Origin of the sequence: Streptomyces sp. NPDC050534, from assembly GCF_044457745.1 — a bacterium.
GTDB lineage: Bacteria > Actinomycetota > Actinomycetes > Streptomycetales > Streptomycetaceae > Streptomyces.
Genome location: NZ_JBITHF010000009.1, coordinates 196,479 through 211,206 on the forward strand (window position 1 = coordinate 196,479; position 14,728 = coordinate 211,206).

The 14,728-nt window shown below is 68.4% G+C and carries 13 protein-coding genes and 1 pseudogene; 6 read left to right on the top strand and 8 right to left on the bottom strand.

Annotated elements, in window-relative coordinates; all coding sequences use genetic code 11:
* Positions 1-158 precede the first annotated feature (158 nt).
* Positions 159-1,742, top strand: a complete 1,584-nt coding sequence (locus ACIBN2_RS28785) for an FMN-binding glutamate synthase family protein (RefSeq protein WP_399138560.1) — start codon at positions 159-161, stop codon at positions 1,740-1,742.
* A gap of 116 nt (positions 1,743-1,858) precedes the next feature.
* Here ACIBN2_RS28785 and ACIBN2_RS28790 read toward each other — a convergent pair.
* A pseudogene (locus tag ACIBN2_RS28790) lies at positions 1,859-2,227 on the bottom strand (ISL3 family transposase); the annotation flags it as partial.
* A gap of 65 nt (positions 2,228-2,292) precedes the next feature.
* On the opposite strand from ACIBN2_RS28790, the gene ACIBN2_RS28795 reads away from it, so the two are divergent.
* The 4 genes from ACIBN2_RS28795 (at position 2,293) to ACIBN2_RS28810 (ending at position 7,184) form a co-directional block, all read left to right on the top strand.
* A protein-coding gene (locus ACIBN2_RS28795; protein WP_399138562.1) for an IS5 family transposase occupies positions 2,293-3,110 on the top strand; the annotation gives its coding sequence in 2 pieces (ribosomal slippage) (positions 2,293-2,644 and positions 2,644-3,110; 819 coding nt in all).
* A 683-nt stretch (positions 3,111-3,793) separates the two neighbouring features.
* Positions 3,794-5,410, top strand: coding sequence for an MFS transporter (locus tag ACIBN2_RS28800; protein ID WP_399138564.1), 1,617 nt, complete (start codon positions 3,794-3,796; stop codon positions 5,408-5,410).
* 72 nt (positions 5,411-5,482) lie between these two features.
* Positions 5,483-5,704 carry a hypothetical protein gene (locus ACIBN2_RS28805; RefSeq protein WP_399138565.1) on the top strand — a complete coding sequence of 74 codons (222 nt, stop codon included), beginning with the start codon at positions 5,483-5,485 and terminating at the stop codon, positions 5,702-5,704.
* A 556-nt stretch (positions 5,705-6,260) separates the two neighbouring features.
* The gene (locus ACIBN2_RS28810) at positions 6,261-7,184 is read left to right on the top strand and encodes a LysR family transcriptional regulator (RefSeq protein ID WP_399138567.1); all 924 of its coding nucleotides are present in this window, start codon (positions 6,261-6,263) and stop codon (positions 7,182-7,184) included.
* Positions 7,185-7,223: 39 nt separating this feature from the next.
* On the opposite strand, the gene ACIBN2_RS28815 is transcribed toward ACIBN2_RS28810, so the two are convergent.
* Positions 7,224-8,564, bottom strand: a complete 1,341-nt coding sequence (locus tag ACIBN2_RS28815) for a GNAT family N-acetyltransferase (protein ID WP_399138569.1) — start codon at positions 8,562-8,564, stop codon at positions 7,224-7,226.
* A gap of 314 nt (positions 8,565-8,878) precedes the next feature.
* A complete protein-coding gene (tnpA, locus tag ACIBN2_RS28820) occupies positions 8,879-9,292 on the bottom strand; it encodes an IS200/IS605 family transposase (protein WP_399138974.1) in 414 nt (137 codons plus the stop codon).
* Between the two features lie 37 nt (positions 9,293-9,329).
* Here tnpA and ACIBN2_RS28825 point away from each other — a divergent pair, with 37 nt between their 5' ends.
* Positions 9,330-10,487: an RNA-guided endonuclease InsQ/TnpB family protein gene (locus tag ACIBN2_RS28825; RefSeq protein WP_399138570.1), complete on the top strand. Its 1,158-nt coding sequence runs from the start codon at positions 9,330-9,332 to the stop codon at positions 10,485-10,487.
* Between the two features lie 82 nt (positions 10,488-10,569).
* On the opposite strand, the gene ACIBN2_RS28830 is transcribed toward ACIBN2_RS28825, so the two are convergent.
* From ACIBN2_RS28830 to ACIBN2_RS28850, 5 genes are all read right to left on the bottom strand, one after another.
* Positions 10,570-11,340 carry a DUF1963 domain-containing protein gene (locus ACIBN2_RS28830; RefSeq protein ID WP_399138572.1) on the bottom strand — a complete coding sequence of 257 codons (771 nt, stop codon included), beginning with the start codon at positions 11,338-11,340 and terminating at the stop codon, positions 10,570-10,572.
* A 150-nt stretch (positions 11,341-11,490) separates the two neighbouring features.
* A complete protein-coding gene (locus ACIBN2_RS28835; protein ID WP_399138573.1) occupies positions 11,491-11,946 on the bottom strand; it encodes an ASCH domain-containing protein in 456 nt (151 codons plus the stop codon).
* A gap of 69 nt (positions 11,947-12,015) precedes the next feature.
* Positions 12,016-12,726, bottom strand: a complete 711-nt coding sequence (locus ACIBN2_RS28840; RefSeq protein ID WP_399138575.1) for an AAA family ATPase — start codon at positions 12,724-12,726, stop codon at positions 12,016-12,018.
* A 126-nt stretch (positions 12,727-12,852) separates the two neighbouring features.
* Complete coding sequence (locus tag ACIBN2_RS28845) at positions 12,853-13,518, bottom strand: response regulator (RefSeq protein WP_399138577.1); 666 nt, start codon at positions 13,516-13,518, stop codon at positions 12,853-12,855.
* A complete protein-coding gene (locus ACIBN2_RS28850; protein WP_399138578.1) occupies positions 13,515-14,726 on the bottom strand; it encodes a sensor histidine kinase in 1,212 nt (403 codons plus the stop codon). The genes ACIBN2_RS28845 and ACIBN2_RS28850 overlap by 4 nt, the downstream gene beginning before the upstream one ends.
* Between the last annotated feature and the right edge of the window lie 2 nt (positions 14,727-14,728).

The following is a 14,728-nucleotide window of genomic DNA, read 5'->3' on the forward strand; positions in this document are numbered from 1 at the left end:
CGAACCGGATGCGTTCAACTTCAAGGCCGGCGGACAGCCAGCGCTGCCGCGGTGGGGCGGCCCCCCGGGCAGGTGCAGCGGCGTGATCGGCCGCATACCTTGCACGTTCTTGACAGAACCGCGGGACTGGCTCGCCGGTCCGGGGCAAGGAGCGAGGGGTGAAACGCTTCGCGATCGTCGCCCTCATTCTGGCCACCGGCATGGTGGCGGCCGCAGCCGCGGTCGTCCTCTCGCCCTGGTGGTGCTCGGCCGCCGTACCGCTCGTCCTGCTGGGCCTGTTGGGTATGGCGGACCTGCTGCAGCGCAGGCATTCGGTACTGCGCAACTATCCCGTTCTGGGGCATGCCCGCTTCCTCATGGAACGCATCCGTCCTGAGCTGCAGCAGTACTTCATCGAGCGGAACTTCGATGGCCGTCCCTTCGACCGGGACGTGCGCAGCATCGTCTACGAGCGTGCGAAGGGCACCGACGCGGAGCAGCCGTACGGCACCGAACGGGACGTCTACCAGCCGGGTTACGAGTTCCTGGTTCCTTCGATGGCGCCCTGCCCGGTGCCCGAATCACCGCCGCGGGTGCGGATCGGCGGACCCGAGTGCCGCCTTCCCTACGACATGGCACTGCTCAACGTGTCGGCCATGAGCTTCGGTTCGCTGTCGGCCAACGCGATCCTCGCTCTCAACGGCGGTGCGGCAGCCGGGGGTTTCGCTCACGACACGGGTGAAGGCGGCCTGTCGGAGTACCACCTCAGGCCGGGCGGGGATCTGGTCTGGGAAATAGGCACCGGGTACTTCGGCTGCCGGACCGGGGACGGCGACTTCGACCCCGCCGAGTTCGCCGACAAGGCCGCGCACGACCACGTCAAGTGCGTGTCCCTGAAGCTTTCGCAGGGCGCCAAACCGGGCATCGGCGGGGTGCTGCCGGGCGCGAAGGTCAATGCCGAGATCGCGAAGGTACGGGATGTGCCCGAGGGGCAGACGGTGATCTCGCCGCCGTACCACAAGGTGTTCTCCACCCCGCGTGAACTCGTCCGCTTCATCGCCCGGATGCGGGAGCTGTCCGGTGGCAAGCCGACCGGATTCAAACTGTGCGTAGGTTCGCGCCGGCAGTTTCTCGCCGTGTGCAAGGCCATGCTGGCGGAGGGCACGGCCCCCGACTTCATCGTCGTCGACGGAGGCGAAGGCGGCACCGGGGCCGCGCCCCTGGAGTTCGCCGACCACGTGGGAACTCCACTGACCGAGGGACTGCACATCGTGCACAACTCCCTCGTCGGCGCGGGCCTGCGCGACCGGGTCAGAATCGGGGCGAGCGGCAAGATCGCCACGGGCACCGATCTGGTCAAACGCCTGGCGCAGGGCGCCGATTACGGCAACGCGGCGCGGGCGATGATGTTCGCCGTCGGCTGCATTCAGGCCCAGCGGTGCCACACGAACACCTGCCCCACCGGTGTGACGACGCAGGACCCCCGGCGCGCCCGCGCCCTGGACGTCCGCGACAAGACACCGCGTGTCCAACGTTTCCAGGAAGCGACCGTGGCCAGCGCCGTGCAGATCATGGCATCGATGGGCGTCACCGACCCCGCCGAGCTGCGCCCGCACATGCTCCGCCGACGCATCGATCCCTGCACCGAGCGCTCCTACGAAGAGCTGTACGAGTGGCTCGAGCCGGGGCAGTTGACCGCCGAGCCTCCCTCTTCCTGGGCGGCGGACTGGAAGGCCGCCGATCCCGACCGATTTACTGTTTGACCTGGAGGGATCACGTGGCGCACAGCGCTACACCCCCTCGGACGTAACCTCCTTGGATGGCGGGAGTGTCTGATCAACGGCCCTGGCTCACATTCGGTGGTAGCGAAGCGTGAGGTCATGCGAGGAGGACGCGGTGGGGTAGGGAGGCTGTCTTCGGCGTCCGCGCGGCCCCGGTTGATGTACCCGTGCAGGAGGTTGAGGCAGCCGGTGAGAGCGCGGGCCTCGATCTCTTCGACGAGGTGCCGGACGGGGACGGCGGGGCTTCGAGCCGGCGTTTGCGCAGGTGCTGGCAATAGGGATCGACCAGGCTGGCGCGGTATTTGGCAACGTGGGGTGCCGGCGTTCCAATGAGGTTTGTGCGCGGGGCCCGTCGTAAAGAAGCGCGTCCACCACGGTGGCCCAGCTCTGCTGTGCGGCTTCACCTCGCCCGGGGCGCCTTCGCACAGGTTGCGCCACAAATGCCAGCGATCAGCAACCTGCACCGCCTTACTGGCTCTAACACAAGCAGGTGATCATGTGACTGTCGGCTTGATCGCTCGTTGATGAGGGCATGGGGAAGCGTCAGTCGCGGCCGTGGATCGTGTCGGACGAACTGTGGTCGCTGATCGAGCCGTTGCTGCCCGAACCACCTCCCAAGCAGGTCGAGGGACGGCCGCGAGTACCCGACCGGCAGGCCCTGTGCGGGATCTTGTTCGTGCTGCACACCCGCATCCAGTGGGAGTACCTTCCGCAGGAGCTCGGCTTTGGTTCGGGTATGACGTGCTGGCGCCGCCTGGCGGCTTGGAACGAAGCTGGTGTCCGGGATCAGCTGCATCAGCTGCTGCTGAACAAGCTGCGCTCGAAGAACCAGCTGGACTGGTCTCGGGCGGTGATCGATTCCTCTCACGTCCGGGCCGCACGCAAGGGCCCAAAAGCGGACCCAGCCCGGCCGATCGCGCACACCCGGGCAGCAAACACCACGTCATCACCGACGGCCAGGGCATCCCGCTCGCAGTGTCGCTGACCGCCGGCAACCGCAACGACGTCACCCAACTCCTGCCCTTGCTGGACAAGATCCCGGCCGTGGCCGGCGTCGTCGGCCGGCCGCGCAGACGGCCCGACATGCTCTTCGCCGACCGCGGCTACGACCACGACAAGTACCGCCGGCTCCTGCGGCAGCGCGGCATCCGGCCGGCGATCGCCGAACGGGGCCAGCCGCACGGCACCGGCCTGGGCAGCTTCCGCTGGGTCATCGAGCGGACGATCTCCTGGCTGCACGGCTTCCGCCGCCTGCGCATCCGCTGGGAACGACGCGACGACATCCACGAAGCGTTCCTCGGACTCGCGGTCTGCCTGATCACCCACCGCCACGTCCGGAGGCTTTGTTAGGCCCACTAAGGCACGGCTCGGCGAATGGCCTCGGCATACGTTGCGGGGCCGTCACGGAACACGACCTCGACGCCCGGATGCTGAGGTCATCATCAGGCCGCCGAAGATCATCAGGACGCGGCGATGACCCACCAGCCACTCGCGATACCGGTCCTCTCCGAACTCCGTACCGCCGCACCCGAGGCGGCTCCGCTCACGTGACTCCCCATCGCCGGCTCCTTCGTGTCGTGCTGCCCCGCACAACGCGCGATCGCGTTCAGCCGGTCGGCCTGCTTCCAAAGTCGGACCACCGAGGGCACTCCGCACCTCAGGATGTCCGACCAGCCCTTGTGAGCGGTTCACAGTCCATTCGCACTGCACAGGACAGCGCAACGCCATCACGGCGCTTTCGACGGGAAGCAGCGCGCCATCTCCATCCGCCGGTTATGCGATCGGAAGGGCATCTCCGGTCGCGCTTTCGGCCAGACATCGATGGAGAGACGGGTCAGAAGCGCGAGCAAAGGCATCCGATGCGGTGGCGTCCGCGGCCTCGTTCCGAGTCGACGAGCGCGTCCGCGGGCTTATGAGGCAGCCCCCTGATCTCTCTCACGCCATGAGGAGGCTAGCTCAAGTAACTCCGCCAACCGGTCGACCTCCGGGGCGGGTCGGGGTCCGCGCTCCGGGGCGGCTGGAACGATACACGCATGGCACCCGGGACAAACACTGCCGAGAGTTCGGCAAAGGCTCGAACCGTGCTGCTGACGCTCGCGGCAGGTCAGTTCCTGATGGCGCTGGACAGCTCGGTCATGAACGTCTCGATCGCGACGGTGGCCGAAGACGTGGGCACCACGGTGACGGGTATCCAGGGCGCCATCACGGCCTACACCCTCGTGATGGCGATGTTCATGATCCCCGGCGGCAAGGTGGGGGCGCTGATCGGCCGCAAACGCGCGTTCCTGATCGGCTGCGTCATCTACGGCTGCGGCTCCCTCACCACGGCCCTGGCACCGAACCTGACCGTGCTGCTGATCGGCTGGTCGTTCCTCGAGGGAATCGGGGCGGCACTCATCCTGCCCGCGATCGTCGCGCTCGTGGCCGGCAACTTCGCCACTGAACGCCGCCCCGCCGCCTACGGTCTCGTCGCGGCCGCGGGGGCCGTGGCAATCGCGGTCGGGCCGCTCATCGGGGGTGTCGCGACAACATACTTCTCCTGGCGTTGGGTCTTCGCCGGAGAGGTCCTGGTGGTGCTCGGCATCCTCGTGCTCGGCCGCCGCATCGCAGACGCGCCGGTCGGTGAAGGCGCTCGCATCGATCTCGTCGGCGCCGTCCTGTCCGCGCTCGGGCTCGGGATCTTCGTCTACGGCGTGCTGCGCTCCGACGAATGGGGCTGGTTCCAGCCGAAGCCCGACGCGCCCTCGTGGCTCGGGATCTCGCTAGTCGTGTGGCTGATGCTGGCCGGTCTGCTGCTGGTCTGGCTCTTCCTCCGCTGGGAGGCCCGCATGGTGGAGCGGCACAGGGAGCCACTCGTCGACCCAGCCTTGCTGCAGAACAAGCAGCTCACCGGCGGCCTGACGATGTTCTTCTTCCAGTACCTCGTTCAGATGGGTGTCTTCTTCGTCGTACCGCTCTATCTGTCGGTCGCTCTGGGCCTGTCCGCACTCAAGACCGGTGCTCGCCTCCTACCGCTCTCCGTGACACTGCTGGCGGCCGCCATCCTGATCCCCCGCTACCTCCCGCACGTCTCGCCCCGGCGGGTGGTGCGGCTCGGGGTTCTCGCGTTGCTCGCGGGCGCGGTGGTCCTGATGGCCGCGCTCGACACTGATGCCAGTGCGGAGATCGTCACCATCCCCCTGCTGTTGATCGGGCTGGGCATGGGCGCTCTGGCGTCCCAGCTCGGATCGGTCACCGTGTCCGCGGTGCCAGAAGCACAGAGCGCGGAAGTCGGCGGCGTCCAGAACTCCGTCACCAACCTGGGTGCCTCGATCGGTACGGCCCTCGCCGGGTCGATCCTGATCGCCGCGATGACGACCTCCTTCCTCACCAGCGTTGAGGACAATCCGGCGATCCCGGCCGAGGTCAAGAGCCAGGCAACGGTCGAACTCCAAAGCGGCGTACCGTTCCTGTCGGACGCCGAGCTCAAGTCCGCGCTCGACGAAGCGGGCACGAGCGAGAAGGTGACTCAGGCGGCACTCGACGCGAACACCGAGGCCAGGATCGACGGTCTGCGCGCCGCAGTCGCCATCCTCGCCTTCGCCGCGCTCCTCGCCATGTTCTTCACCTCACGCATCCCTAAGACCCAGCCCGGTTCGACGAAGTCGTAGCTGCAGAGCGGCTGGATCCAGCCTGGGTAGCCCGGCGATGCGACCGGAGGCGGCGCGAGGAGGGCGAGCAGAATGACGACCAGCAGCAGGATGGTCAAGGCCTTGGAGTGGTTCCACAGGGCAAAGACCAGGGCCACGATCAGCAGGGCGGCCAGGGCGATCCACCGGTGGTACGCCTCGGCCCAGGTGCCCACCCGGCCGGTGCGGACCTGGTGGCCGTACGCCCACTGCGCCGCGGAGTCCGCGGTGCCCTCGGATGTGCCCGGATGGCGCGCGGCAGACGTACGAGGATGATCAGGCAAGCGCCGAGCACGAACGCCGTGCGCAGGCTGACCTACAGGAAGTGCAGGAGGGTGTCGAACACGGCCGCCGCGGCGGCTCCGACTGAACTCGGGGCGGCAGGTGGTCCAGGTAGTAGCAGCAGGCGATGACCGGGACGATGGCCGTAGGTTCTGTGCGCTGTCTATTCGCTTCGAAGGCCGCGGCGGCTCCGCCCGGACGCATGGCTCCGTGAGGCCGTCGCGCCGCTGCGGTAGCGGAAGGCTCGGAGCGTCAGCCGCGGGTTGAGTCACATGTTCTCGGGGTCCCGTCGGCGCCGGCCGGCCTCGACGGCCCTGACCACCACCCGGGCCGCGATCCCGACGAGCAGGATCCCGCCGACAATCTGGATGTGGAGCCGGCGTCTGCGGAAACACCGGTGTTCTGACGCGATTCGGGCATGGCGGTACTCCGGTCCGAGATGGGGTGAGGAAGTCAATGGGGCGCGATCCGTGCTGTGCGGCGCCCGCATCTCGAAGGTAGGACGAACATTAACTTCAAGTACATGTAAAGCACGGCTAGAGTTACTGCCATGCAATTGGACTTGAATCTACTCGCCGCGCTCGACGCTCTTCTGGAGGAAGGCAGCGTGGCCGGAGCGGCCGAGCGCCTGCACGTCACCGCGCCCGCGATGAGTCGAAGCCTCGGCCGGATCCGGCGCACGACGGGAGATCAGATCCTGGTCCGCACAGGGCGCACGATGACGCCGACGCCGTACGCGATCGCCGTCCGGGAACAGGTGCATGACCTGCTGCAGCAGGTCCAGGGCGTGCTGGCACCGAGCCGTGAACTCGACCTCGCGACGCTCGAGCGCACCTTCACCCTCCGCTGGCACGACGCACTCGTCGCCCTCAGCGGCCCCGCGCTGCTCGCGGCCGTGCGCCGCCAGGCGCCGGGCGTGCGTCTGCGCTTCATCGCGGAATCGAGCGTGGACACCCCCGAGCTGCGTCGCGGCGAGGTCGACCTGGCCGCGAACGCCGACCGCCCCACCGCACCCGAGATCCACGCCGACCGCGTCACCGAGACCCATCACGTCATCGTCGTGCGCCGGGGCCACCCCCTGACCCGCGTCAAGACCGTCACCGCCGCGCGGTACGCCGCCGCCGAACACATCACCGTCTCGCGGCGCGGAAGGCTCGGCAACGCCCTCGATGACGCGCTCTCACGACTCGGCCACACCCGACGCGTGGTGGCGACCGCGCCCACCGAAGGCGCCGCGTTCGAGTTCGTGCGTAATTCCGACCTCCTCGTCACAGTCCCCGAGTCCACGACGCGCTCGGCGGCCGCGCATCTCGGCCTGGTTCTGCTCCCCCTGCCCTTCGACCTGCCGCCGGCCTCCGTGTACCTGTCATGGCATCAGCGCTACGACACCGACCCCGCACACCTGTGGCTACGCGATCTGGCACGGTCCGCGCTGGCCGACCCGACGAATGGACGGGCTCTGGCCTCGCGTTGACCGCTTCCGGACTCGCACCTTCGCCTGGCTCCACCGTGCTCACCGCACGTCGGACCTACGGGTTTCGGAGTCACGCGCGGAAGGATCGAGCACGTAGTCGAGCCAGACCCGATCCCGGAGTTCCACGCCGTCGATGAGGAAGCCGGGCCGGTAACCGGTACGGGCGGTGAAGGCGTCCCGCTCGATGCTCCGCATACGGAATCCCTGCCGCTGGTAGAAGCCCAGGTTGCCGATGTCGGCTGCGGCGGTCGCGACCAGCAGACGTCGGCCGGATGCGCCGGCGACCAGTTCGACGGCCCGGGAGACCAGACGGCCGCCCACCCCGGTGCGCCTAAGGTCTTCCCGCACGGCCATGTTCTTGATCTCGAACGCGTCGGCCCGGTCCGTCGCCACCAGTTGCAGATGACCGACCACGTCCGCTCCCCGCACCGCGACGAGCACCCGTCCGTCCTCGATGTAGGAGGCGAGTTGAACCGGCGAGTCCTCGGCCAGTTCGAAGAGCGGCCTGATCCTTTCCCGTACGCCGTCGTACTCCACGACGCGCACATCGGACGCCGCCCTCCCGCCCGTCGGGACGTCCTTCACGAATACGGAACGTGTGTACAGAAGGTCGAATCCCCGGCGCTGTACGTTCTGCTGAGACCTGGAGCCCGGTTGTGTGGTCACGACGGCGATGTCGCAGCCGGCGGCGGCAGCGTCGGCGAGCCGGGCCGAGAGCAGGGCCGTCTGAACGCCGCGTCTGCGGTGCGCCGGGGCCGTCGCCGCGCCCGTCAGCTGGGCGATACCGCCCGCGATGTGCAGGCTGCCGCCTCCGGCCACGACGCCGTCGCGCAGCGCGACATAGTGCACCACACCGGCCGCGGCGAAGTCCCGCTCGGCATTGGCCAGCACCTCACGCGGAAAAGCCTCGTGCGAGGGCACGCCTTGGCCGTCGAGGTGGGCGAAACCGTCCGCGACGACGTCCAGCCACACATCGAACTCCTCGACGCGGCTGACTCGGACTTCGATGGCAGCCGGCGCCACCCCCTCGTGACCGTTTCGCAGGTCAAGTCCGAGCACGTTCTCGAACGACACCGGCCGGTATCCGCGATCCGTCAGCAGAGCACCGACCGCCGGGTCGGCCAGATTCGCCACTTCGGCCTGCACGGGAGCATGGCGATCGGCGAAGGCCCGTTCGATGTTGTCGAGCGTGGCCGTGTCGGGCAACGGGCCGAATCCAAGCCCCGCGATCTTGTTGAAGGGCGAGTCGTCCTCTGCGAACGTGGCCACTCCGCCGGCCACCTGTCTCACGAAAGCGGAGCCGTCGCCCCGCCGCTGCCGGCCGGCCTCGACGGCCGCGGCCATGAGCCGGCCCTCGGCCTGCTCGATGCGCTGCGCCAAGGCGACATCACAGAAGAGCGGCACATGATTCATCGACGATCGCACCCCGTCTCGCTGCTCATGGTCCGAGGCTAACCACAGCTCGGTGAGCTGGGGCGCGCACAATGCTTACGGTCTCGGGACCGGCCGGACCGCCCTCGCCTCCGGTGACGGGAGGGAAGGGACGGGGGGACGGGCAACTCGTACGCCAGTTGTCGCACGCGGTACGCAGTTTCAGCATGATCTAGCGCGGAGCCCCGGGCGTTCGCGCCCGGGAGGAAGCGCTTCTCGAGATGGGGGTGACCCGTACGGGTGCACGGGCCGTCCTGTTGGCGTCAGCCGGGATGCTTCTGGTTCCCGATGTACTCCTTGATGATCGCCAGCGGTGCGCCGCCGCAGGATGCGGCGAAGTAGGACGGGGACCAGAAGTGGTCGCCCCACAGGTACGTGCGGATGTGGCCGGGGAACTCCTGGCGGAGCCTGCGGGCGGAGACGCCCTTGAGGCTGCCGACGAGTCTGGAGATGGCGATCTTGGGCGGGTAGTGCACGAGCAGGTGGACGTGATCGCGTTCGCCGTTGAACTGCACCAGCTCGGTTTCGAAGTCGGCGCATACGGCCCGCATGATCTCTTCGCAGCGCGCAAGGATCTCGTCGGTGAACGGGCCGCGCCGGTACTTGGGGGTGAAGACCAAGTGGGCATGGAGGGTGTAGACGACCGTACGGCGCGGATGTTGGGGTTTGGCTCCCAGCGTGGTGACATAGATCAACTGTCGTACGATGCCCGGTATGAAGATCGTGACGCAGGTGAAGCTGATGCCGGAGGCCGACCAGGCCGCCGCGCTGTCGGCGACCCTGCGCACGGTCAACGATCTGGCATGCTGGGTATCCGACGTGGCGTTCGCCCACGGGGTGCCGCGTGAGTACGAGCTGCGCAAGCACACCTACCCGCGCCTGAAGGCCGAAGGGCTCGGGGCGCAGGCCGCCCAGCACACCATCAAGAAGGTGCGCGACGCCTACACCACCTTGAAGGCGAACATCCGGGCCGGGAATCTCGGCAAGGAGGGCTCCAAGCGCCGCTGCAAGGCGCAGTCCAAGCCGATCACGTTCCGGCCCGAGGCCGCGCAGCCGTATGACGACCGGTGTTTGAGCTGGCAGTACGACCAGCAGACCGTGTCGATCTGGACCACGTCCGGACGGCTCAAGCATGTCCGCTTCGTCTGCTCCGCCGGCGCGCTCAAGGTGCTCCAGCAGTACCGCAAGGGCGAGTCCGACCTGATCGAGCGTGACGGCGTCTTCTACCTGATCGCCACGTGCGAGGTTCCCGAGGCCGAGCCCTACGAGCCGGACCGCTTCCTCGGCGTGGACCTGGGCATCGTCAACATCGCCACCACATCCACCGGCTACCAGGCCGCCGGACGGCAGCTCAACCGGTACCGCAAGCGGCAGCGTGCCCTGCGGGCCAAGCTCCAGACCAAGCGCACCAAGTCCGCCAAGCGCCGGTTGAAGGAGCGCTCCCGTCGCGAGCAGCGGCACGTCAGGAACACCAACCACATCATCGCCAAGACGATCGTGACCGAGGCTGAACGCACCTCGGCCGGGATCTCCCTGGAAGAGCTCAAGGGAATCCGGCAAAGGGTACGGCTTCGCAAGCCCCAACGGGTCGCACTCCACTCCTGGGCCTTCGCCCAGCTCGGAGAATTCATCGTCTACAAGGCCAAGCGGGCGGGCGTGCCCCTGGTCTTCGTTGATCCCGCGTACACGTCGCAGACGTGCGCCGAGTGCGGTCACGTCGACAAGCGCAACCGTGTCGACCAGGGGCTTTTCATCTGCCGGGGGTGCGGGGTCGTTGCCCACGCCGACCGGAACGCTTCCCACGTCCTCGCCCGCAGGGGCGAGCACGCGTGGACTGCGGGGCGTGAGTCACGCGTCCCTGCCACCCCATAGGGGTGTCTAGACGGAGGAGCCCACCCAGCAGCCAGTTGGGCGCTACCTCCAAACCCGGTCCCTCAACGCCGGGCCATGTTGACTACTGCTGCTCGTACTGAAGGTTCTCCCAGCGCCCGGCGGCGATGTCATCGCGGGTGCCCACGATCAGGTTCAGGGTGAACAAGCTGTGATCGACGCCGTTTCCGGCTATCTGGGCCAGGAGAACAAGGCCGTCCTGGTCGGGCGGCACCTGCCACTGGTTGGAGAATCCGCCGATCTGCGCAACGGCGTTGGGCAGGGGCCCGTCCTGGACGCTGTTCACGACGGCTTCCACGAAGCGGTCCAGCACCTCATGGTGGTCCGTGCTGCCGTCGGCGAACTGCGCGGTCGCGGGCGCGCTGTACCAGTCGTGGTCGATGCTCAAACCGGGCAGGGGGTACAGCGTGCGCGGCTCGTAGGGCTCAGCCTCGTGGTCGTCCAGGTCCTTCGACGGCGGGTCGTCCGTGGTCGGGACACCAGGGGGGACATGGAGAACAGCCGAGTTCTCCGGCTCGTACTTGAAAGTGGTGAAGAACAACAGCTGCCCGTCCAGGGGCAGTTCGATGTCGATGGAGTCGCGCGGCAGGGCCGCGCAGTCGACGGTCAGCACGAAGGGCGCGCCGTTGGGCCATTCGACGCCCTCCGGGAGCGCGGGCAGTCCACCGGTCCGCCCGGCCGGGCGGACATCCGCCCGGCGTGTCTCAGGCAGGCCGTCGTACGTCACCAGGAAGACACACGGCCGCAGCAGCCCCGCCAGTTCCGCTGCCACGTCGGCGGGAACGCCATGCTCGCCGGCCAGTTTCGCGATGGCGTGCTCATCACTGAATGCCACACCTGTGATCGTGCCACGGGCCACTGACAACGAACGTCTCCTCGTCGGGGCGTTGCAGAGGCGGCAGCCGAACTCGGCGCCCCATTCCCGCCCGCGCGCCCGCCCACAACCCGTTGCGCGGCCAACTACGCTGGGCGCAACAGCAGTTGATCAACACGCTCGGTTAAAGCGGGCAACAACGCGGAACCGCTCAAGAACGACCGGGGTCGCGTCGTCCACCGTGAAACCAGGATCGCCGAGCGCTTGGCGCATCTCCTCGCTGTGCCAGAACTCCTCGTGGCCGGCCCGCCATTCGGCCACGGTCGTGTGACCCTCGCCTTCGTCCCGCGCATGGGTGATGTCGACATCCCCCAGCGGCACGACGCGCACGCCGGTCACCTCGATGACTGCCACCGCACGGTCGTCCGAGCCGACCACCACCGAACGCCGGCCGACGGACGGCAACGGCTCCCCCTCGCGCTCGTACTCCGTCAGCAGTCCGGTGGTCGCGGTCTTGGACACGTCGAGGATCGCAGCAACCAGCCGGTCGCGCAGCGGACCCGGGAAGGCGAATTCAGCCTTCGGCAGCAACGTGGGATCCATGCCCGGACCAGGTGCGACGCTCATACGACGACCCTAACGCCGGCGCATGCCACGACCGACCTGGTGGACCGCACAACAGTCCAGGGGCACCGCCTACGGTTCGACGATGTGGCGTAGATAGGCGTACGGGTCGGCAAGATAGCGGCGCCAGTGATCAACGATGCCGAGTTCCCGCCAGGCAACCCTCCGCATGCCGTGCTCCCCCACCTCGACGATGTCCGCGCCCGGCAGGGCGGTCAGCAAAGGAGAGTGCGTGGCACAGATGACCTGGCCGCCTTCCTTGGCCAGCCGGTCGAGGTGCCCGATCAGCTCGAGGCAGGACGAGAAGGAGAGCGCCGCCTCCGGCTCGTCGAGAACGTAGAGCCCGGTGTGCAGGAACTTCCCGCGAAACGCCGCGAGGAAGCCCTCACCATGGCTGACCGAATCCGGCGAGAAACCCTCCCTGCCCAGGGCGTCCAGCGCGGTCTCGGCGCGCAGGAAGAACCCCTTGCGGGCCGACCAGCTGGTGAGCATCCGGCGCCCGCGTGAGGTCGCGTCGAACCTCATCCGCTCGCCGAGCGCGGACTTGCCGCGCGAGGAGGCGTAGCGCCAGTCGTGGGAGCCGCCGTAGGAATCCAGGCCGAACCCCTCGGCCAGAGCCTCGACCAGGGTCGACTTCCCCGAGCCGTTCTCACCGACGAGGAAGGTTACCGGCGCGGTGAAGCGCAGCCCTTCGCCGAGCAGTTGACGCACGCAGGGCACCGACCACGGCCAGGTGTCCTCGTCGTATGAGGAGAGATGGACATACGCCCGTTCGACGATCACTCGACCAGTGTCACCCGGGACGCGCTCTGGACTCGCTGCGCGCGCTGACGGCGCGGGAAGCAAGGGCCGCATGCGCCGAACCTCTCGCCGACGCAGGCGGATTTCGCGCCCCAAGTGCTTCGGATGTCAGGCCAGGCCCGCGGCGAGGGCGCGGCGGACGGCGTCAGCGCGGTCTCGGATGTCGGCTTTGGCGAACAGGTTGTTGATGTGTGTCTTGACTGTGGCCTCGCTGATGAAGAGCTGCTGGGCGATGGCCCGGTTCGGCAGACCTTGGCCGATGAGGGTGAGCACTTCACGTTCGCGGGGGGTGAGGTCTGCGGGCAACGCCTGTCCGGGCGCCGGCGGGCGGGTGCGCACGGTGGCCAGCAGACGGTCCTGGACCTCACGGTCGAGGACGGACTGTCCCGCGGCGGCGGCCCGGATCGCGCGGAGGATGTCCTGGCGTCCCGCGTTCTTCGTCAGATAGCCGCGGGCGCCGGCGCTCAGGGCGGCCAGGATCGAGTCGTCGTCGGCGAAGGTGGTGAGTACCACCACGGCGGTGTCCGGATGCTCCTCGCTCAGCCGGCGCGTCGTCTCGATGCCGTCCATCACGGGCATGCGCAGGTCCATCAGGACGACGTCCACCGCTGCGGCGGCGACGGCGGCCAGGACCTCGCTCCCGTCCGCCGCGGCGGCGACGACCTCGATGTCCTCGGACATGCCGAGCACGGCGGCCAAGGGCTCGCGGACGGCAGCCTGGTCGTCGGCGACGATCACCTTCAACTGCTGCGGTTTCTCTGTCGGTTCACTCATCCCGGGATCACTGCCTCCACCTGCCAGCCGCCGCGGTCCGGTCCCTCGGTGACAGGGCCGGCGGTGAGTGTGCCGCCCAGCAGGGCGACCCGTTCGCGCATTCCTATCAGGCCCATTCCGCTGCCGACGCCCGCGGTCACCTCGCGGATCGCGGGAGTGTTACGCACCCTCAGCGTCGTTGACGCGTCATCGAAGGCCAGCTCCACCCTGACGCCGCCGCCCGGAGCATGGCGGGCGGCGTTGGTCAGCGCTTCCTGCGCGATCCGCAGCAGGTTCTGGGTGACCCGCGTGGGCAGTTCGCGCACGGTTCCGGTGACCGTGAGGGCGTCACGGTGACCCGAGGATTCGGCCATAGCCGTCAGGCTCTCGAGAAGCGGGAGGGCGTCCTCGCGCAGCGCGTGCACGGTCCACTGGGCCTGCTTCAGGCTCTCTTTGACCATGCTGTGCGCCTTGCTGTTCGCCTCGCGGACCTTCTCCAGATCTCCGGTGTCGATCAAGGCGTCCGCCAGTTCCAGCTGCATGTTGATCCCGGCCAGCGAGTGCGCCAGCACGTCGTGGACGTCTCTGGCGATACGGCTGCGCTCGGTGAGCACGGCGGCCTGGGCCTCCGCGCGGGCGGCCCGCTCGGACGACTCGGCGGACTGGATCATCGCCTCCACTGCGCGCTGCCTGCTGCGGCTGAGGATTCCCGCCACGACCGGGATGCCGGTGGTCAGGCCCAGTGTCCAGGTGAGCTGATCGTGGCCGGGACCGAGACGGAAGTACAGGACCGCACCGCACAACAGGCTGCACAGGGCCGCGAGGGAAAGGGCCTGCTTGAGCGGGAGCCGGTAGCCGACGTGGCCGACCAGGAAGTACGCGAACAGGTAGACAGGGCCGCTGCGGCCGACACCGATCAGGGCTGCGGCCGCCGCGACGCCGCCGGTCAGCCAGACAAGGGCGGCGCGGGGCGGGAGCCTGACCTCGGACAGATGCCGGGCCATCAGGGCGACGGAGTTGACCGCGAGCAGGACGACCACTGCCAGGCCGCGGCCCTCCACTCCCAGCGGCCGGACGGTCGCGAAGGTGATGGCGATGATGCCCAGGGTGATGGCGCCGTGCAGACGGGGGTCCTGGCGGGGCACGCCCCTCGGGCCGGACCCCGTTTCCGGGGGCGGGCCGAGGGCGGTGACACTCTCGGATGCGGACACGGCGCGACCATAGCCCACGG